17 protein-coding genes and 1 pseudogene are annotated in these 17,797 nt (G+C 47.3%); 4 read left to right on the plus strand and 14 right to left on the minus strand.

Annotated elements, in window-relative coordinates; translation table 11 throughout:
* Positions 1-114: 114 nt before the first annotated feature.
* Genes cls through EII32_RS01075 form a run of 5 tightly spaced genes read right to left on the minus strand, consistent with a single transcriptional unit; the run spans position 115 to position 5,540 of the window.
* Positions 115-1,524 carry a cardiolipin synthase gene (cls, locus tag EII32_RS01055; RefSeq protein ID WP_125233615.1) on the minus strand — a complete coding sequence of 470 codons (1,410 nt, stop codon included), beginning with the start codon at positions 1,522-1,524 and terminating at the stop codon, positions 115-117.
* Positions 1,521-2,138 carry a 7-carboxy-7-deazaguanine synthase QueE gene (locus EII32_RS01060; protein WP_125233616.1) on the minus strand — a complete coding sequence of 206 codons (618 nt, stop codon included), beginning with the start codon at positions 2,136-2,138 and terminating at the stop codon, positions 1,521-1,523. The genes cls and EII32_RS01060 overlap by 4 nt, the downstream gene beginning before the upstream one ends.
* Before the next feature lie 5 nt (positions 2,139-2,143).
* Complete coding sequence (locus tag EII32_RS01065) at positions 2,144-2,473, minus strand: 6-pyruvoyl trahydropterin synthase family protein (RefSeq protein WP_125233617.1); 330 nt, start codon at positions 2,471-2,473, stop codon at positions 2,144-2,146.
* Positions 2,474-2,514: 41 nt separating this feature from the next.
* Complete coding sequence (gene dnaG / locus EII32_RS01070; RefSeq protein ID WP_125233618.1) at positions 2,515-4,452, minus strand: DNA primase; 1,938 nt, start codon at positions 4,450-4,452, stop codon at positions 2,515-2,517.
* Positions 4,449-5,540 carry a DHH family phosphoesterase gene (locus EII32_RS01075; protein ID WP_125233619.1) on the minus strand — a complete coding sequence of 364 codons (1,092 nt, stop codon included), beginning with the start codon at positions 5,538-5,540 and terminating at the stop codon, positions 4,449-4,451. The genes dnaG and EII32_RS01075 overlap by 4 nt, the downstream gene beginning before the upstream one ends.
* Positions 5,541-6,094: 554 nt before the next feature.
* On the opposite strand from EII32_RS01075, the gene EII32_RS01080 reads away from it, so the two are divergent.
* Positions 6,095-6,658 carry a GNAT family N-acetyltransferase gene (locus tag EII32_RS01080; protein ID WP_233582274.1) on the plus strand — a complete coding sequence of 188 codons (564 nt, stop codon included), beginning with the start codon at positions 6,095-6,097 and terminating at the stop codon, positions 6,656-6,658.
* Between the two features lie 291 nt (positions 6,659-6,949).
* Here the strand turns inward: EII32_RS01080 and EII32_RS01085 are convergent, their stop codons facing one another.
* The 5 genes and pseudogenes from EII32_RS01085 to EII32_RS01105 all read right to left on the minus strand — a co-directional run bounded on the left by EII32_RS01085 (position 6,950) and on the right by EII32_RS01105 (position 11,838).
* Positions 6,950-7,645 carry a hypothetical protein gene (locus EII32_RS01085; RefSeq protein WP_125233620.1) on the minus strand — a complete coding sequence of 232 codons (696 nt, stop codon included), beginning with the start codon at positions 7,643-7,645 and terminating at the stop codon, positions 6,950-6,952.
* A 129-nt stretch (positions 7,646-7,774) separates the two neighbouring features.
* The gene (locus tag EII32_RS01090; RefSeq protein WP_125233621.1) at positions 7,775-7,999 is read right to left on the minus strand and encodes a hypothetical protein; all 225 of its coding nucleotides are present in this window, start codon (positions 7,997-7,999) and stop codon (positions 7,775-7,777) included.
* A 4-nt stretch (positions 8,000-8,003) separates the two neighbouring features.
* The gene (locus tag EII32_RS01095) at positions 8,004-9,131 is read right to left on the minus strand and encodes a Fic family protein (protein WP_125233622.1); all 1,128 of its coding nucleotides are present in this window, start codon (positions 9,129-9,131) and stop codon (positions 8,004-8,006) included.
* 104 nt (positions 9,132-9,235) lie between these two features.
* Positions 9,236-10,185, minus strand: a pseudogene (locus EII32_RS01100) (IS1595 family transposase).
* Positions 10,186-10,386: 201 nt separating this feature from the next.
* The gene (locus tag EII32_RS01105) at positions 10,387-11,838 is read right to left on the minus strand and encodes an ATP-dependent RecD-like DNA helicase (RefSeq protein WP_125233623.1); all 1,452 of its coding nucleotides are present in this window, start codon (positions 11,836-11,838) and stop codon (positions 10,387-10,389) included.
* Positions 11,839-11,917: 79 nt separating this feature from the next.
* Between EII32_RS01105 and EII32_RS01110 the strand changes: the two genes are divergently transcribed.
* The 3 genes from EII32_RS01110 (at position 11,918) to EII32_RS01120 (ending at position 13,965) form a co-directional block, all read left to right on the plus strand.
* Positions 11,918-12,409 (plus strand): hypothetical protein, encoded by a 492-nt coding sequence (locus EII32_RS01110; protein WP_125233624.1) that lies wholly within the window; start codon positions 11,918-11,920, stop codon positions 12,407-12,409.
* Positions 12,410-12,452: 43 nt separating this feature from the next.
* Positions 12,453-13,313 (plus strand): DUF3822 family protein, encoded by an 861-nt coding sequence (locus EII32_RS01115; RefSeq protein WP_125233625.1) that lies wholly within the window; start codon positions 12,453-12,455, stop codon positions 13,311-13,313.
* Positions 13,314-13,425: 112 nt separating this feature from the next.
* A complete protein-coding gene (locus EII32_RS01120; RefSeq protein ID WP_125233626.1) occupies positions 13,426-13,965 on the plus strand; it encodes an RsmD family RNA methyltransferase in 540 nt (179 codons plus the stop codon).
* A gap of 91 nt (positions 13,966-14,056) precedes the next feature.
* On the opposite strand, the gene EII32_RS01125 is transcribed toward EII32_RS01120, so the two are convergent.
* The 4 genes from EII32_RS01125 to EII32_RS01140 form a co-directional block, all read right to left on the minus strand.
* Complete coding sequence (locus EII32_RS01125; protein ID WP_125233627.1) at positions 14,057-14,968, minus strand: nucleotidyltransferase; 912 nt, start codon at positions 14,966-14,968, stop codon at positions 14,057-14,059.
* 132 nt (positions 14,969-15,100) lie between these two features.
* Positions 15,101-15,343 carry a hypothetical protein gene (locus tag EII32_RS01130; RefSeq protein WP_125233628.1) on the minus strand — a complete coding sequence of 81 codons (243 nt, stop codon included), beginning with the start codon at positions 15,341-15,343 and terminating at the stop codon, positions 15,101-15,103.
* Between the two features lie 130 nt (positions 15,344-15,473).
* A complete protein-coding gene (nhaD, locus tag EII32_RS01135) occupies positions 15,474-16,820 on the minus strand; it encodes a sodium:proton antiporter NhaD (RefSeq protein ID WP_125233629.1) in 1,347 nt (448 codons plus the stop codon).
* A 99-nt stretch (positions 16,821-16,919) separates the two neighbouring features.
* Positions 16,920-17,762, minus strand: coding sequence for a phospholipase (locus tag EII32_RS01140; RefSeq protein ID WP_410524551.1), 843 nt, complete (start codon positions 17,760-17,762; stop codon positions 16,920-16,922).
* Positions 17,763-17,797: the final 35 nt, after the last annotated feature.

Genomic DNA, 17,797 nt, shown 5'->3' on the forward strand with positions numbered 1-17,797 from the left:
CTGCGCAGATGTCAGCAAGCGGGCTAAAGCAGTCGGGAAGCGTAACGGCAATGGCAAATCTAAGCAAATGCGGTCTAATGACAGATTTGGGTTAAACATTGCCATGTGCATGTTTCACAGCAGCGGAGAGAGCAGTCTTACGAGCGACTCCCACAGTCTTTGTATGTATGAAGGACGGTGTGTATATTTCAGTTCCGACGTGGATATGCAGTGTTTCAAGTCGTCGAGGAACACTTGCTTCATTCGTTTCGCCGTGTCTTCGTCATAGAAAAAGATGTTAGACTCGAAGTTGTTCTCGAACGAGCGAAAGTCGATGTTGGTAGAACCGCATGTGCAAAGTGTGTCGTCAACTACGAGTATCTTGCTGTGGTTGAACATTTTCGTGTATGCAAACACTTTTACGCCGGCATCTATGGCTTGCAGAACGTATGAGCGACTTGCCCATTCCACCACCTTTGCATCACTCTTCATAGGCACCATAAGTCTCACATCCACTCCTGCATTGGTGGCAGTGTGCAGCGCGAACATTATCGTTTCGGTGGGAAGGAAATACGGTGTCTCCATATATATATAATTCCTTGCCTCCACTATTATGCGCACATAGCCCTGCATTATGGTGGGGTCGGGCGATACGGGACTTCCCGTTACGAGTTGTGCAATGCAGTTGTTGCTGACTTTCACTTTTGGTTCGGGATAGTAACGCAGACCTGTTATCAACATTTGCGACACGAAATACCAATCTATCAGGAATGCCCGTTGTATGGCGTTCACCACTCCGCCGCGCACCAACAAGTGTGTGTCGCGCCAGTTTTTCGTATATCGTGTTGCAATGTTCATGCCCCCGATGTATGCCGTCTCGCCGTCTATTACTATTATCTTGCGGTGGTTGCGGTAGTTCACCTTGCTCGTGAGCACCGGGAAATAAACCGGCAGAAACGGGTACACTTTCACTCCGGCGTCTGTCATTCGGCGGAAGAATCTTTTGGGAACGTGCCAACTGCCCACATAGTCGTATATCAGGCGCACCTCGATGCCGCGAGCCGCACAGTCGATGAGTGCGTCGGCAATGAGGTTCCCCATCTCATCGTCTTCTATTATATACGTCTCTATGTGTACATGATGCCGTGCCTGCCCTATATTGTATAATAACGACAGGAAAAATTGGCTGCCTTGTGTGAATATCTCTACATCGTTGTTCTTGAAAGGCAGCGACCAGTTGCTTTCTATGAATTGGTTTATCAGCGGAGAGTGTTTCTCCGGCAGGCGCAGGTCTCGCTGTGTAACAAACTCCACCATCGTCCGTTTGGTAAGTTGGTCGAGGCTCTTTTGGTTTATGAGATGCTCTTTCCTTATATTCTGTCCGAAGAAGAAATACAACAGAAAACCTATCACCGGCAGAAACACAAGCACCAAAATCCATGACACGGCCTTTGCCGGCTGCCTGTTGTCGAGCAGCACTGCGAATATTGCCGGTATTACAAATACGACATTGTATATCAGGAAAATGATGCCTAAGTTTGTCATTTGAAGTTTGCCAATTTATGCGTTTGCAGCGACAGTCGCCACTTTGGGTGCGACATAATGTATGCTATGCATTTGCTCAATATCTCTTTGTTGCGATTCGTGTCGCCGGTGTCGCATGGTTGCAGGTATAGCAGAGGAGTGGGAGTGTTGAACGATGAAGGCAGGAAATCTTCCGGATCATGCTCTCCGTCGAACACTATCTTTATCTCGTTGGCACGTCTCAGCGCGTCCTCGTATTTTTCCATGTCATCAAGATTGCCTGTTTCATGCAGCATTTTTTTCGGCGATACGGTAACCCAGTCTATCCCTTCGGGGCATCTCCTCGTTCCGTTCGTCTCCATGGCTATGGTGAACCCTGCCTCGTGCAGTGCGTTTACGAGTGTGTCGTCTGTCTGCAATGACGGTTCTCCGCCTGTGAGAACCACGAAACGGGCGGGATGTTTCGCGACGGCATCGACAATCTCTCCTGCCGTCATCTCGCTGTATTCCGAGAAGTCGGTGTCGCAGAACGAACATCTGAGGTTGCATCCGGCAAATCTCACGAATGTTGCCGCGCGCCCCGTGTTGTGTCCCTCGCCTTGCAGTGAGGAGAAAATGTCGTTTATTCTATACATCGCAACTATCTTTCGTATGATGCCACATTGCCTCTGCTTTCCTGCACATCAACACGATAACAGTGCGGTACTTGGTCGCATATCCATCGTGCAATGTTCTCGGCAGTGGGGTTGCATGGCAGCACATCGTTTATTACCTTATGGTCGAGTACGCTCTTCACTTTTGTCTTTATTATCGAGAAATCTGTCACCATGCCGTTATGGTCGAGTTCCTCGGCACGGCAATACACCGTTATAATCCAGTTATGACCGTGCATCGCCGTACATTTGCTCTCGTAGTCGAGCGTGAGGCGGTGTGCCGCCGATATTTCAAGTGTCTTTTTTATGTAGTACATCCTATGTTTAAATTTAAATGTTTATATTTGGGAAACCCGTGTCATGTCACTATTTCGTTACCCAGTTCCTTTGCTATTTTGTTTCGTATAATCTGTGCTTCGGCATATTCTGCCATAAGCGTGCGCAGTGTGTCGTTGTCTCCTGCGGCCTTTGATATTTCCGCTTTCAGTTGTCCCAGCCGTTCCTCTATATACACCTTCCGCAGGTCGAGCAGCAGATGGTTCGTGTCGTTAATCAGCGTTTCCTCGTCCTTTGTTATTTGCAGACTCTTTGCGAGTGGCACGTCCATTAGCATTTGCGTTGCCGCATTGCTCAGTTCCACATCGGTATGTTGTGTAAAATACTGCTCCGAATTGAAATCCGGTTCGTTGCAATGCTCCGCAGCCTCGTCGAGAATGCGTGCATATACCGGGTTTTTAAGTCGTATGTCGTCCTGCCCGAGGTCGTAACCGATGTATTGTGCCACGCGCATGTCTATCGTTTCTCCGTCTTCCGTTTGCACGTTCCGGTACAAGATGTCCCCTCCGTGATTTACAATCAGTTGTGCAATCATTTTCTCCACGATGTCCGACTGCGCTTGCGGAGATGCCGGTACGAGCGACTGCGTCATCGATAGTGCGGCATTATCGGCATTTACGGTCTGCGTCCTCTTCCTCTCGCCCTCCATGTTGCTTCGTATAAACTTGTTGAGCGTAGATATAATGGTGGGTTCGTTTATGCCGAGCCGGTGTACGCAAAGGTTGATGTACGTCGCGCGCACAATCTGATCCTTTATCATGCTTATGCTCTGTATGATGGAGTTAACCGCCTCGGCACGTTTTATCGGGTCGCTCACTCCGCGTATCAAGAGGTCTGTCTTGAACTCTATGAAATCCTTTTGGTTTTGTACGACATATTCTCTGAAATCCTTTGCAGTGTGTTTTCTTGCGAAACTGTCAGGGTCGTCGCCGTCCGGCAGCAGCAGAACCTTTATGTTCATTCCCTCTGCAAGCATCATGTCTGTTCCGCGAATGGCGGCATGGATGCCTGCCTCGTCGCCGTCGTATAGCAAAACCACGTTCGGTGTGAACCGCCGCAATATGCGTATCTGATGCACCGACAGTGCCGTACCCGAGTTTGCCACCACGTTCTCTATGCCGCTTTGGTGCATCGATATTACGTCGGTGTACCCCTCTACCATATACACGCAGTTCTCTTTCGCTATTGCTTTCTTGGCTTGGAATATGCCGTACAGTTGCTGTTCTTTGTGGTAAATCTCGCTGTCGGGCGAGTTCACATATTTCTGTTGTATCCCTTTCGTTGCCTGATCAAGTTTTCTTCCGCCGAATGCCACTACCTTTCCGCTGATGCCTATCCATGGGAATATCACCCGTCCTGCAAAGCGGTCTGTCAGTCCTCCGTCGTTCTCCCGCTTGTAGCAGACTCCTGTTTTTAGCAGAAACTCTTCTTTGTACCCCTTCTGTATTGCGGTTTGTGGCAGTGCCTCGCGGTCTGCCGCAGAGTATCCGAGTCGGAATCGGCTTATCGTGTCGTCTCTGAATCCGCGACTGCGGAAATACTGCATGCCTATTGCCATACCGTCTTCGCTGTTGTGCAGCAAATCTTCGAAGTATCCGGCAGCCCATTCGTTAACGATGAACATCGACTCCCGGTCGCTCTCCTGCTTCTTTTCCTCGTCAGAGAGTTCGCGTTCTTTTATCTCTATGCCGTATTTCTTGGCGAGCCATCGCAGTGCTTCGGGATATGTCATCTGCTCGTGTTCCATGACAAATCCGACGGGGTTGCCTCCTTTGCCGCACGAGAAACATTTGCAGATGCCGCGCGCCGGCGATACATAGAACGACGGAGTACGCTCGTTGTGGAACGGGCAGAGACCTTTATAGTTTGCTCCCGATTTCCTCAACGACACGAATTCGGACACCACTTCCACGATGTCTGCCGTCTCAATTATTCTATCTATCGTAGGCCTGTCTATCATTTCTTTTCAATAAATCTCGCTTTATCTCTTGTCTGGGCAATCTTTTTTTCGGGTTCTTGTTTGTTCCCCAAACTTCCTATTGCCTCAAGCACAACCTTTTCCGCCTCTTCAAGTGTGCAATACAGTCGTCCGCCCGATGCGTTAGGGTGTCCTCCGCCGTTGAAATACCGTTCGGCAATCTTGTTGCATGCCACGTCTCCCACCGAGCGCAGACTTACCCAAAAGAGATTCTCGTGTTCGGTGTCTTCGCGCAGCGATATTGAGAGGGTTATGCCTCTTATCTGCAACGGCAGATTTACGAAACCTTCTGCGTCGCCTTTTATGAAGTGAAACCGCTTCATGTCTTGTTTCGACAATGTGAAATAGGCAGCCCCACTTTCGTGCGACACGCGCATCTTTTGGTATAGAACATATCCCATGAGGCGCATTCGCCAATCGCTGTAATTGTGGAACACGTTGCGGTATATCTTGTCCTTGTCGAACCCTTTTGTCAATAGTTGACTTACGATGAAGAATATTTCCGGCTTCGACGAGTTGAACGTAAATCCTCCCGTGTCTGTCATCATGCCGCAATATATCGGTACGGCTCCCTTTTTAGTCATATCTTCGAATCCCCCGAGTTGCCATTCCACGCGGAACAGCAGTTCGCAGGTGCTGCTCATCTCCGGATGCGATATGCAGAGTGCCGTGTCCATGTCGGGATCCGGATGGTGGTCTATCATTATTTTCTTTGCAGGCGAGGCATCGAGCAACTTTCCCATTTCCGCACCAAGTCGGTCGGCACGGTTGAAATCGAGACAGAACACCAGTCCGGCATCCGCCAATGCGGCTTCCACGGTATCCTTGTGCTTGTCGAATCTCACTATCGTTTGTGAGTTTGGCAGCCAGTGCAGGAAATCGGGGAAAGCGTCGGGAACTGCAATCATCGGCTCTTTCCCTCGCCTGTTCAAATATTCTGTCAGCCCGAGACACGAGCCGATGGCATCTCCGTCCGGATTCTGATGGCTGCATACAACTATTTTTTCCGACTGTACAATCAGGTTTTCCAGCATCGAAGCCTCTTCGTCTTTAAGTATTTCTATGCGCATAGTGACTGCAAAGATACTGTAAAATGGACACAACACAAAATATTCCACCAATAATTCGTGCCCGTAATTCTACGATTCCGAATATTCACTCGCCGCGATTTCGTCCACAAATTCTCCGTTTTTGATATTGTGATAATGTCGTTTGCATCAGAAACTGCAAACAAATACATCGATAAACGACTTCTCGGTTGTAAGTCTCTCTTTGCGGACTGCAAGCCGGTGGAAGTTTGGCGACGAGGTAGGACAAACGTTTTGTTGCCGGTTTTACATCTCGTATAATGTGGCTCGGGTATATATACGCCTTCTTGTTCCGACGGTCTTGCAGCACAATTTCGGCGGTTTTGTATTACAATTCAGGCGATTTTGGTCTGCAATTTCGGCGATTTTGTCTGGTGTTCCGTATTGAAACGTATTTAGCGGAAAATAAAATTAAGTTTAAGTTTGCGTCTTCTGTCTTTTTATCTTATTTTTGCACATCGGATATTTATTTCTCGGAACAAGTAACAAACAGTGTTAATCGTTGACTTAATATTTTATTTGTGATAGAAGAAACTGTGATAAGAGTTGCCCGCAAGGATGAGGCACGGCTCGTTGCTACGATGATAATGGAGGCGATGAACCACGAGTGCTGTCAGAATTTTGCCGGTGAGGGGCACACGCTTGCCGATTTTCACCGTATGATGAGCGAGTTGGTTGAGATGGAACGGTCGCAATACAGTTATCGTAACACCATGGTGGCAGACGTTGGCGGTAAAGTGGCAGGCATCCTTGTGTGCTACGACGGTGCTTTGCTGCGCCCTCTTCGCGAGGCGTTCATTGCCGCAGCTCGCGAACATTTGGGGCGCGATTTCTCGCGGATGGACGACGAGACGCAGGTGGGCGAACTATATATTGACAGTCTTTGCGTGCTTGGTGAATACCGTAATCGCGGCATTGCCACGGCATTGCTTCGCTCGTCGATGGAACGTGCGCGCGAGATACGGCTTCCCGCCGTAGGACTCCTCGTAGACAAAGGCAATCCCTCGGCGGAGCGGCTGTATAACTCGCTTGGTTTCAGGTGTGTTGACGAAACGATGTGGGGAGGTCACGAGATGAGGCATTTGCAGGTAAATGTTTGAGTGTCGGGGATTGGGGCGGAACGAAAATTTTTCTTTCGAAAAAGCAAGCAACCATGTCCGGATTGTTACAGGCGTGCGTAGAAGCGGAAAATCTGCCTGTTTGTCACGGAGTTCAAACTCCAAATTGCCATACGTATGGTTCCTGCCTCAGAATGGCTAATCCAACAATTAACGGTCACATGGACTGTCATCATGTTACATTATATGATTATCCGCAATTGTGCCACCAAAAAATGGGATACCATACATGGCAGCCTGATTTTAAATCAGTACCTTTGCAGTATCGTTACATTAAAATAGTATGGAATGAGTAGAATAATCAGTTTTTCCAACGGGGATTATGATGTGGATTATGATGTTCCTGAAATGCCAGCTACAGACACGACGCGCATAGATCCAATTAAGCACACCAGCCAACAGGGGAAGTAAAAACGAAAGCAATGGCAATGCCGAATATGACAGATAGTAAGATAAGTGTAGCCCATATAATTTGCTCATAGCGTCGCTGCATTGTTCTGTTTGTACGTTTAGATTTACTGCCGCCTTCTCTTTGCCTTTCAACTGTGAGGCCAGGAGAAAAGTGGGGCGGTATTTTGTGTCGATATGTTTCATCCTCTCTATCATTTTCTCGCCAAACATGTTTGATTGTACGTTACCTCGCATGGCATTTTCTTTTCTGAAAATTATAAAATGGAGTAAGCGGTAAAGCGATAGGGCGAGCACAATGTCAATCACGGCAAAAACTACCCTTACAATTGCTGTGGGCATGACGCAGTATGCCGCAAGAACTCCCATGCAGAGACTCATCAACAACCCTGCAGTCTGTAAAGCTTTTGTGCGCACCTCATTTGAAAAATGCTGTGCATCTTCTATGGCCATAATAGAAGCATCGTAAGCCATCTTCACCGTGTCGTGTCCGAGAAACTCTATCATAGATGTTTTGTACCTTCCTGCTTCCAGATTGACTATGTTTTTCTTCTTTGCCATACCTTTGTTTGCTTTATGTGTTTAATAGTGCAAAGATATGAAATTTCTTTCTATAATAAAGGGCAATATAAAAAGCCAGCCTGGGAGAACCACGCTGGCTGTCGTTGCATTTATAAAATAGTATGACGCTCACGCGTCCTTCTGAATAAACTCTTGAAGTTTGACCGCAAAGGTACGCAATTTTTCATTGATGCATGCAATGTTTGCCGGACTAATTTTCTTGATGCCCGCTTTGTATTGCAGCATTTGGCTCTCGTTCATGCCTACGATGCGTGCCAAGGCGCGGGCCGATATGTAAGGAGAGAGTGCTTCCAGCAGTTCCCCGATGGTGTTGAATTGTCTTTTAGAAGTCATTGCATTATTTCATAAAAATGTTTATGTATTTTGAGAGTACATATTTTTTTCCACGCTTACTGCCTGTTATCTCTTGCAGGATGTTTCTACTTGCCATTTCTTCTATAAGCGTTCTCGCGGTCGGGAACGACTGCCCTATCACGAGGGATGCTTTGGTTATGTCGATAAATGGATTTTTATACATCGTATCTATTATTTTCAGAGCGTTAGCAGAACGGCTACCCATTCCTTTGATTTCTTCCTCATATTCCCTTTGAAGATTCATAATGTCATTAAGAGCATCTGTACCTTTTGCTGCGGTTTCAATGACACCTTCAAGAAAGAATTTAGTCCAACTTGCAACGTCATCCCCAAACCTTACCCCCATAATTTTGTCGTAGTAACTACGCCTATGGCTCTCAAGGAAATCTGAAAGATAGAGTATTGGACGCTTCAGAATGCCTTTGCTTACCAAATAGAGTGTAATTAGCAGTCTGCCGACACGTCCATTTCCATCACTGAAAGGATGTATTGTCTCAAACTGATAATGTATTAAGGCAATTTTTATAAGGTCCGGAAGGTCACAAACTGGATTGTGTATAAATTCTTCTATATCAGAAATAAGATTCGGCACCTCTTCAAATACAGGGGGTACAAATACCGCATCGGCAGGGCTTGCTCCTCCTATCCAATTCTGGGATGTTCTAAATTCACCCGGAAATTTATTCTCACCCCTTACACCACTCATCAAGATTTTGTGAGTTTCCCTAATAAGACGTGATGACAACGGAAGTGTGTTCAACCTCTGTATTGCCTGATTCATCGCTTGGGTGTAATTTTGCACTTCAGCCCATTCATCACGCTTGTCCAAGGGGACTTCCTCTTCATCCAGCAGGGCTTCTTCTATTTTAGTTTGCGTTCCTTCGATGTTTGAAGATTTGGTCGCTTCTTTGTAAACGTGCATGCTTATGAACAAATCAATGTTTGGCACATACTCAGAGAACATGTCAAGCCTGCCAACAACTCTGTCCGCCTTACTAAGCAAATTGACGATTTCCATGTCGTTGATGACCCAATCTCGATTGATGGTGTTGGGCATATAACTATTGTACCATCCTTGACTCACATAGTCGCCCGCATGAAAACTATTCATATATTCGTTATTAAAAATATCTGCTCAAAATTTAAATAATTAATTTCGTTATTTAAAAAATATCTCGTTTTTTTTAATAAGCAACAAACATTACACACATGAATTTATGTAGCATTCTTATTGTAAATCCGGTGTTCAAAGTCCGTGCGGTACGAGGCTACAATCATCACTGGACGACCAAACAAGTCCTCGCCGAAGTATCGGCGGTTGAACTTGTAGCAGAACTCGTTCAGATACTCCTGTAGGAACTCCGGCTTCACACCGTGGTACATGTCGGTCAGCTGCGTCTTTGAGTTGGCGATGGCGATATGCACCCACGGCAGCACCTTGCCAATGTCCTTCGGGTCAATCACATGTGACTTGTGCTCGGTGAACATATCCTTGAAGTGTATGTGCGACTTGCTGTTATCAGTCGTAATCACACTCTCCTTTTCTATATGCTTTGCCGCCAGTTCGTCAATCGTCTTGGCTTTTGCATCAGGCACCACAATCATTTTGATATGCTTGACGCTCTTGGGCTTCTGTCCTTTCTTGGGCTGTTCCTCATCCTTATTCTCGGCTATCACCAACACCTTTGACTTTAGCTGACTGCCGGCACCGGCTTTCAGCTTCTCGCTTTTCTTTTCAAGAGACACCTCGGTGGAGCAGAACCCCTCGTCCAGTTCAATCATTCCTTTCAGCGTGTACTTGTCATCGCGTTTGCCCATCACGGAGCGCAACTTGTGCATCAACTCCCAAATGGGCTGATAGCGTTTGTGGACTAACTGACGCTGTAACTCAGCCGCCGATATGGTTTTCTTTGTGGCAGTCAGCAAGTGCATGGCAATAAACCAATACATGAATGGCAACTTGCTCCCGTGCATTACCGTGCCGCTGCGGAGCATCGTGCAGTGGCGGCAATGCTTGCACTGGTACTGCTGCTTACTCTCTAACCAGACAACTTCTTTTGAGGCGCAGGCTGGTACACTACGCCCTCCTTGTCTCTCATTTCCCTGAAAGCCCGCCTGCAGGCCGCTTCGTCGGGAAAATACTTATTGAACTCAAATAACTTCATATTACTACTATTTTATAAACGCTCTGTAAAGGTAATCATTTTGATTATAACCGTCAAATAATTTTTCAAATATTTTGTAAGATGATATAAAAATTGACCCACCCGTCAGGGCAAACCATTTTTTTGTGGTACGATTGCGGATAATCATTTACATTACTTAAAATAAGCCTGTAAGACAAGTCAAATACGTTTTATTTTAATTCAATCAAGAGATGTCGTTTCCTGTTCCTTGGGCCAGTTGACGAGGAAAAGTTGTTCGGTGGCTCGTGTGAAAGCGGTATATAACCAGTGTATATATTCCGGCGACAGCATGTCATCGGTCATGTATCCTTGGTCGATATATACATGCCCCCATTGTCCGCCCTGCGCTTTGTGGCATGTCACGGAATATGCATATTTTATTTGTAAGGCATTGAAAAAACGGTCTTCGCGCACACGTTTCAGTCGCTCGCTCTTCAGCGGAACATCGGCATAGTCGTCCATAACGGCATTAAATAGAGATTCGCTCTGCTCGCGTGTCAGTGCCGGTGCTTCTGCCTGCAACGTGTCGAGCAGTACGGTGGCTTCTATCTCGTAGTCGTCGTAATCGGGGAAAACCATCTGTGCGTCGGCAAAGGTAAATCCATAAAGTTCCCGTATGTTGCGAACCCTGTTTACCATCATGCGGTCTCCGTTGGCAAGGAAAGTCATGTTATGCCCGTCGTCGTTTTCGGTCTCCTTTGATTCCGTCCAATGATAGTTGTTCTTTACAACCATCAGCAAGTCTCCCGATGTTAGCGGCTCCTCCCGTCCGAGTATCATGGTGCGGATGCCGTTGTTATATATGTTCGCCTTTTTGTTGCTCCTCACCACCACCATCGTTTCATCGATTCCCACCGTGGAATACGAAGTTCCGAGTTGCTCTATTAGTTCGTTGCCCGGAACGCGGTGAATGTCGGGGAAAATCCCCAATGTTATGCGCGGCAGTTGTGTCATCTCGTCGTGTGTTATCATATTGCGTATCGCCGTTGCATTCCACAATATTCCGGACTCGGCACTCTGTCGTACCACCTCGTTCAAGTCGGCAAGGAACACTCTCATGCCGTATTCTTCGATTACCTGCGGCGATAGTGCCGGTGATTCGGTCTCGCCAACGGGCGGCAACTGCGCTTTGTCGCCGATTAGCATCAACCGGCATTGCTCTCCTCCATATACATGCTGCATGAGATCGTCGAGCAATCGTCCGCTTCCGAATATGCCCGAAGAACCGTTTCCAGAGGGAATCATCGAAGCCTCATCGACAATGAAAAGTGCGTTGCGATGTTTGTTGAAATTGAGCGAGAAACCGGTATCCTCGCCCGTATATGTTTTTTGGCGGTATATGCGGCGATGAATGGTATATGCCTCACAGCCGGCGTTGAGCGAGAATACTTTGGCGGCACGTCCGGTTGGTGCCATGAGCACAACTTTCTGCCGCAAACTTATCAATGCTCTCACCACGGCACCGGCGAGAGTGGTCTTGCCCGTGCCCGCCGAACCGCGCAGTATCATCGCGCTATGGCTGTCGCGACATGTGGCGAAGTTGCCGAACACATCGATTGCGGCAGCCTGTTCCGCCGTCGGGGTGAAGCCGAAAGCACGGCATGTCTCGTCTGTGAAAATATCCTTTATCATCAGTTTTTAGATATAAAACGTTGCCAAATCAAATTATTTGCGTAATTTTGCATCACACGACTGCAAAAGTAATAAATAAATGGGAAAAAGGCATGCCCTCATAAATAATAATTTCGCGCTTGCCGCAGTGGCTATCATGCTCGGCGTGGCAGTGGTGTGGAGCGTGAGCCGTCCCTTGTCTTTTGCCAAAAAGATGGAGGAACGGGAACGTGAAGTGAAGCAACGACTGGCGGAGATACGTGCCGCCGAGGAGAACTACCGCAGGGCGGCGGGGTGTTATACTGCCAATCTTGACACGTTGGTGACTCTGAAACTGCTGAAAGAAGGGCGACAGATGATACCCGGCGGCAACGGAAGGCGTTTCCAAACGGTAGTGGGCATGGTGAAAATGCAGTCGGGACGAATTGTGCCCATAATGGAGTGCGGGGCACGTTATGACGAATATCTCGCAGGACTCGATGTCCACGAGATTGCGGCACAGGTGGAACGCGCCGATGCAGAGGCACGATACCCGGGGCTGAAAATAGGCGACCTGACACAACCTAATGACAATAAAGGTAATTGGGAATAGTTCTGTGAACAGTGATTATACATCAATAAATGTTTAAATAGTGATGGTTGAAGAACATGATATAAATGAGGGAAAAGTTGCCGAGAATGCAGAAAAAACAGAGAAGACGACGAAAAGCCCGAGGCTTACAATACGCGTGAGCCGCAACACGATGTCGTTCTCGGTTCCCGATACAGACGAGGCAGGACAGATAACGTATGTGCAATATCCGGTAAAGAACGGAATATCAACGGCGGCAAACCTGCGAGAGGCGTTTGTTAACGAACCGTTGCTGCAAAAAGGGTGGACAAAGGCATTGGTAATGGTGAGTACACCGGTGATAATTGTACCCATAGAACATTTTCGTATAAAGGAAAAGACGATGATTTTCAACCATGCCATTCTTGAGCATGAGAATGACATTACAATGTCTTCGGTTCTTACACAACTCGATTCCGTGGCACTTTTCGCACTCAACAAGGATTTGAAGACGGTTGTCGATGACCATTTTGCCGATGCCAAGTGGTGCCCCGTATGCCAGCCGGTGTGGAACTATATGCACCAACGCAGTTATGCCGGAATGCAACGCAAACTGTATGCTTACTTCTATGACAAGCAACTGTCGCTGTTCAGTTTCTCGGAGAACCGTTTCCGTTTTGTTAATACCTTTGACGGGACAAACTCGCACGACAGTGTATTCTTCATTCTGGCGGTATGGCAGCAACTGGCACTTAACCAAGGGCGAGACGAACTACACCTTGTGGGAGACATACCGGAGAGGGAAGAGATGATGGAACAACTGCGAAAATTCCTGAAGAATGTTTATAGGATTAACCTCTCGGGCGATTTCAACCGTGCACCGATAACTCAGATTGAGGGTTTGCCGTACGACCTTATGACACTTTACCTGAAAGGAAGAGGGTAAGACGATGAATTGTTGGCAACCGGGGATTGGTAATGACCGATAGAGATAAGGAGGAAACCGGTGTTTTGTTTCACGATTAATGTTTTAATATAAAAATATAACTCAATCCGCTTTGCGTGTAATTACAGGAAAATATAAAGGGCGACATTTTGATATTCCACGCTCTTTCAAGGCAAGACCGACAACAGATTTTGCCAAAGAGAATATCTTTAATGTGCTAACGGGAATTATAGATTTTGAAGGGGCTGTGGCTCTCGACCTCTTCTCGGGTACGGGAAGCATCTCGCTCGAACTGCTGTCGAGGGGATGCGCTCAAGTGGTCAGCGTGGAGGCAGACAGGGAACATCATGCTTTCATTAAGCAGTGTTTGAAGAAAATAGGCGACGAGAACTGCATAGCAATCCGCGGCGACGTGTTCCGATTTGTCAAATCGTGCCGGCAGAAATTCGACTTGATTTTTGCAGACCCGCCGTATTCGTTGGAACGATTGGCCGACATTCCCGAAATAGTGATGGAGAGCGGTTTGTTGAACGATGGCGGAATATTCGTTTTTGAGCATGGAGAGAAGCATGATTTCTCCTCCAATCGCCATTTTTCGCAGCACAGAGCATACGGAAGCGTGAACTTCTCGTTGTTCCGCTTCCGTTTATGACAGCAATATACGACGTTGCTTAAATTATAGGCTACCTACTGCATTGACATTGTTGTAATGATGTTGTTGTTCCCGTGGGGACATGGGAACATCAGAACAACTTATTGGGATATACCCCTTCTTTTATGAGTGCGTCTATGCGGTCAACCGTTCCTTGGCGGTCGGCGGCATAGGTAACCCCGAACCATTTGGACGTGGTGTCGAGTACGCGTACCGATGCAGTACCTTCCACTATTAGTTTGTTTACCATCATCGGTATGAAAAACTCCGATTTCAGGTTCTCCATGTTATTCTTGTCGCCGAGAAACTCCTTGAAACATACCTCGCTATATTCGAAATAGTCCGGCGTGAAGCCCCACATGTTCATCGATACCGGTGTGTTGTCGTCTATGGATACCCATTCACCCTGTTCGTCTTTATATTTTACTGCACCGTCTATGCGTTTTATCTCGGTGCGTTCCACTACCGTGGCGAGGTTGCCGTTGTCGTCTTTCGAACATACTCCGCGTGCCACCGTGCCGTTTTCCGACAAGGTATTGCCTACGCGGAACCCCACCATGGCATAGTCGTTCTTTGCTCCCTCGGGAAGGTTGCTTAGGAAACGCCCCATTACCATGAATGCATCGCGATTGTAAAAGTCGTCGCAGTTTATTACGCAAAACGGCTCGTCGATTACGTTTTTGCCCATCAGTATGGCATGGTTTGTCCCCCATGGTTTCTCGCGTCCTTCCGGTACGCAGAATCCTTCGGGCAATGAGTCGAGGCTCTGGAAAACCAATTCGGCGGGGATGTGTCCTTCGTACTTGCTCAGCACCTTGTCGCGGAACTCCTGTTCGAAGTCCTTGCGGATTACGAATACTATCTTGCCGAAGCCGGCTTTGATGGCATCGTATATGCTGTAGTCCATTATTGTCTCGCCGTTCGGGCCGAGACCGTCAAGTTGTTTCAGTCCGCCGTATCGGCTTCCCATTCCTGCCGCGAGGAGTAATAAAGTTGGTTTCATTGTTATCCTTAATTCCGCAACACTTTGATTTAAATGTTTTTACAATTTCCCGAGCAACAGTGAGTCGCCCGGAATTTTGCCATGTGGGAAATCTTACTTAACTTAGTGCTGCAATAAGAAGTCAAATAAATCTCACACATGCATGGCAAAAGTACAAATAAAATTCGAGAAACTTATATCTTTCGGCGGCATATTTCCAATAAAGAATAAATTTAACCCAAATCGGTCATTAGAACCCTCAACCGCTTTTGTTCGATTGTTGAGCAGATGTGCATCCGTTTCATCGAAGGCGTAGCGGGCTGCGTCGAGATGTAATGGCTTCGCAGATGTCAGCAAGCGGGCTAAAGCAGTTGGGAAGCGTAACGGCAATGGCAAATCTAAGAAAATGCGGTTTAATGACAGATTTGGGTTTAATTGTTTGTTGACCGATACGATTTATCCTGCATAAGGATTGCAATGTAACCATTTCGAATTATCAGGACAGGGCAAGAGGTGGAGCAATACGTCAGAATAACAATAAATGTTCTGCCCGATAACACAACATTCCGGCGATATAACCGGCAAAGGCAATCCAAGATATATGTTTCATGTACCAGCCGAACGATATTTTTTCCAATCCCATTACCACAACACCTGCGGCACTGCCCACGATGAGTATCGAACCGCCCACACCGGCACAGTAGGCCAAAAGTTGCCAGAAGATGCCATCGACAGCCATGTTGCCGGCAGCCTCTACGGGATACATGCCCATGCAACCTGCCACCAACGGCACGTTATCTACGATGGACGACAGTACGCCGATGATGCCCGTAACGGCATAGTGATTGCTGTTGAAGGTGTCGTTCAGTCCGTGTCCCATTTGCGTCAGCACCCCGATTGTTTCAAGACATGCCACCGACATGAGTATTCCGAGAAAGAAAAGAATCGTTGACATGTCTATACGTTTCAGCATTGTTATGACGCGCTTCATCGTTCCTTTCCGGTTGTTGTTCGTTTCCGGCAGTTTTCGGTAGAATATCTCGGTAATGGTCCACAGCAGTCCGAGTACAAGAAGTATGCCCACGAACGGCGGAAGATGTGTCAGAATCTTGAATATCGGTACGAAAACAAGTCCTCCCACACCGATGTAGAAAACCGCTTTGCGCTGTCCGGTGGTAAGATCTTCGTCATCGGTATTATCTTTCCGTATTTCAGAAATGTCCATAGTACCTTTCAGCGAGAGCGATATGATGTATGCAGGTACCACCATTGACACGAGCGACGGCAACAACAATTCCGTCATTACACCCGCGGCGGTTATCACGCCTTTGTTCCACAGCATTATGGTAGTAACGTCGCCGATGGGAGAGAAAGCCCCTCCGGAATTGGCGGCTATAATGACGAGTGCCGCATATTTGAAGCGGTCGTTCTGTTCTGGAATAAGTTTACGCAGAATCATTATCATTACTATGCTCGTGGTGAGGTTGTCGAGAATGGCCGATAGCAAAAACGTTAGGAATGCAACGCGCCACAGAAGTATCCTCTTATGACGTGTCTTTACCCAGTCACGCACGAAATTGAATCCCCCGTTTTGGTCAACCAGTTCAACTATCGTCATCGCTCCCATGAGGAAAAACAGTGTCGTAGATGTACTTCCCAAGTGTCGTTCCATCTCGCTGCCCACCATATTGCCTATACTTTCGCCCGCCGCGGCAGGCAGATACTGCGAAGGATCTATCATAAAAAGAGTCCAGCATGCCACGAACATCAGCAATGCCACCGCTGCTTTGTTCACTCTCGTCACGCTTTCGATGGCGATGAAGAAATAGCTCGTAATGAAAACAATGACGATGACCAATGATAATGTTGTCATTTCCATACAATGTTAATTGTCAAACAATTTGCAAAGGTACAATGTTTAGTTTTAAACAAACATGTATGCTCCGGAAAATTATCAATTAATTTTGAACATTTAATATATTATCTCATACACTTCCTCGTACAATATTTGATCTCGGTTCATGTTGCGGTAAGCGTTTTTCAGGTCGGCATTTGATATGTCGACAGCCATGTTTGCATGTCGTCTTTTATCCAACATGCTGTGTGAGAACAGCCATTGATATGTTTTCTCGAGGTAGAAGATGCGTGCGAGTGCTCCGTGGCTGGCTCCGGTTAACCAATCGAACCGCAGCATGTTGTCATTGCCGGATTGTTGCAATGCCCGCACCACGTGTTTGGATTGCTCAATTCCCACTGCGCGGTCGCCCGTTCCGTGTATTATCCAGAACGGCAGGTCGCCTAATCCCTGCACGTCTTTCAGCGAGCAACCGCCGCATAATGCCATTCCCGCAGCGACCTTCTCGGGGTATGTACCGCAGAAATCCATTGTGCCATAGCCGCCGAGACTCATTCCGAGGACATACACCCGGTTGTTGTCCATCGGGAAATTGTCCTCCACCCACTCAAGAACATTATTTATCTTATGCGGCTTCCACGCTCCCCCGGGGTTCTGCGGAGTGATGATCATGGCTCGTATGTCGCGCCCCATTTTCAGCGCGTGCAGCGGACCATAGCGTCGCGAGCGGTTCATGTCGCTGCCGCATAGGCTCGCTCCATGCAGAAATATGAGTACCGGAGTTTCATCGAGTGTTTCAGAATAATCGCCCGGAACATACAGCCAAAAGTCGTACCCGTCTTTTACCTCGCCTCTGAAAGCCTTCAACTGTCCCGGCTGCGCTGCCGCAAACATCACCGCGGCAAGCATCGCTGCCACCGTCACCGCGCGTTTGAAATTATGTTTTACGAATGAGTTCATTTTCATGTTAATATCTGTTAGGGCAAGTAATGTTT

Source organism: Prevotella sp. OH937_COT-195, from assembly GCF_003932845.1.
In the GTDB taxonomy this organism is placed as follows: Bacteria; Bacteroidota; Bacteroidia; order Bacteroidales; family Bacteroidaceae; genus Prevotella.

Excerpts from the sequence above, each read along its gene's own strand:
- EII32_RS01110 (WP_125233624.1), top strand. The coding sequence starts at position 11,918 with ATGGGAAAAAGGCATGCCCTCATAAATAATAATTTCGCGCTTGCCGCA.
- nhaD (WP_125233629.1), bottom strand. The coding sequence starts at position 16,820 with ATGACAACATTATCATTGGTCATCGTCATTGTTTTCATTACGAGCTAT.
- EII32_RS01105 (WP_125233623.1), bottom strand. The coding sequence starts at position 11,838 with ATGATAAAGGATATTTTCACAGACGAGACATGCCGTGCTTTCGGCTTC.
- EII32_RS01065 (WP_125233617.1), bottom strand. The coding sequence starts at position 2,473 with ATGTACTACATAAAAAAGACACTTGAAATATCGGCGGCACACCGCCTC.
- EII32_RS01090 (WP_125233621.1), bottom strand. The coding sequence starts at position 7,999 with ATGACTTCTAAAAGACAATTCAACACCATCGGGGAACTGCTGGAAGCA.
- EII32_RS01075 (WP_125233619.1), bottom strand. The coding sequence starts at position 5,540 with ATGCGCATAGAAATACTTAAAGACGAAGAGGCTTCGATGCTGGAAAAC.
- dnaG (WP_125233618.1), bottom strand. The coding sequence starts at position 4,452 with ATGATAGACAGGCCTACGATAGATAGAATAATTGAGACGGCAGACATC.
- EII32_RS01085 (WP_125233620.1), bottom strand. The coding sequence starts at position 7,645 with ATGGCAAAGAAGAAAAACATAGTCAATCTGGAAGCAGGAAGGTACAAA.
- EII32_RS01095 (WP_125233622.1), bottom strand. The coding sequence starts at position 9,131 with ATGAATAGTTTTCATGCGGGCGACTATGTGAGTCAAGGATGGTACAAT.
- EII32_RS01125 (WP_125233627.1), bottom strand. The coding sequence starts at position 14,968 with ATGAAACCAACTTTATTACTCCTCGCGGCAGGAATGGGAAGCCGATAC.
- cls (WP_125233615.1), bottom strand. The coding sequence starts at position 1,524 with ATGACAAACTTAGGCATCATTTTCCTGATATACAATGTCGTATTTGTA.
- EII32_RS01060 (WP_125233616.1), bottom strand. The coding sequence starts at position 2,138 with ATGTATAGAATAAACGACATTTTCTCCTCACTGCAAGGCGAGGGACAC.
- EII32_RS01140 (WP_410524551.1), bottom strand. The coding sequence starts at position 17,762 with ATGAACTCATTCGTAAAACATAATTTCAAACGCGCGGTGACGGTGGCA.
- EII32_RS01115 (WP_125233625.1), top strand. The coding sequence starts at position 12,453 with ATGGTTGAAGAACATGATATAAATGAGGGAAAAGTTGCCGAGAATGCA.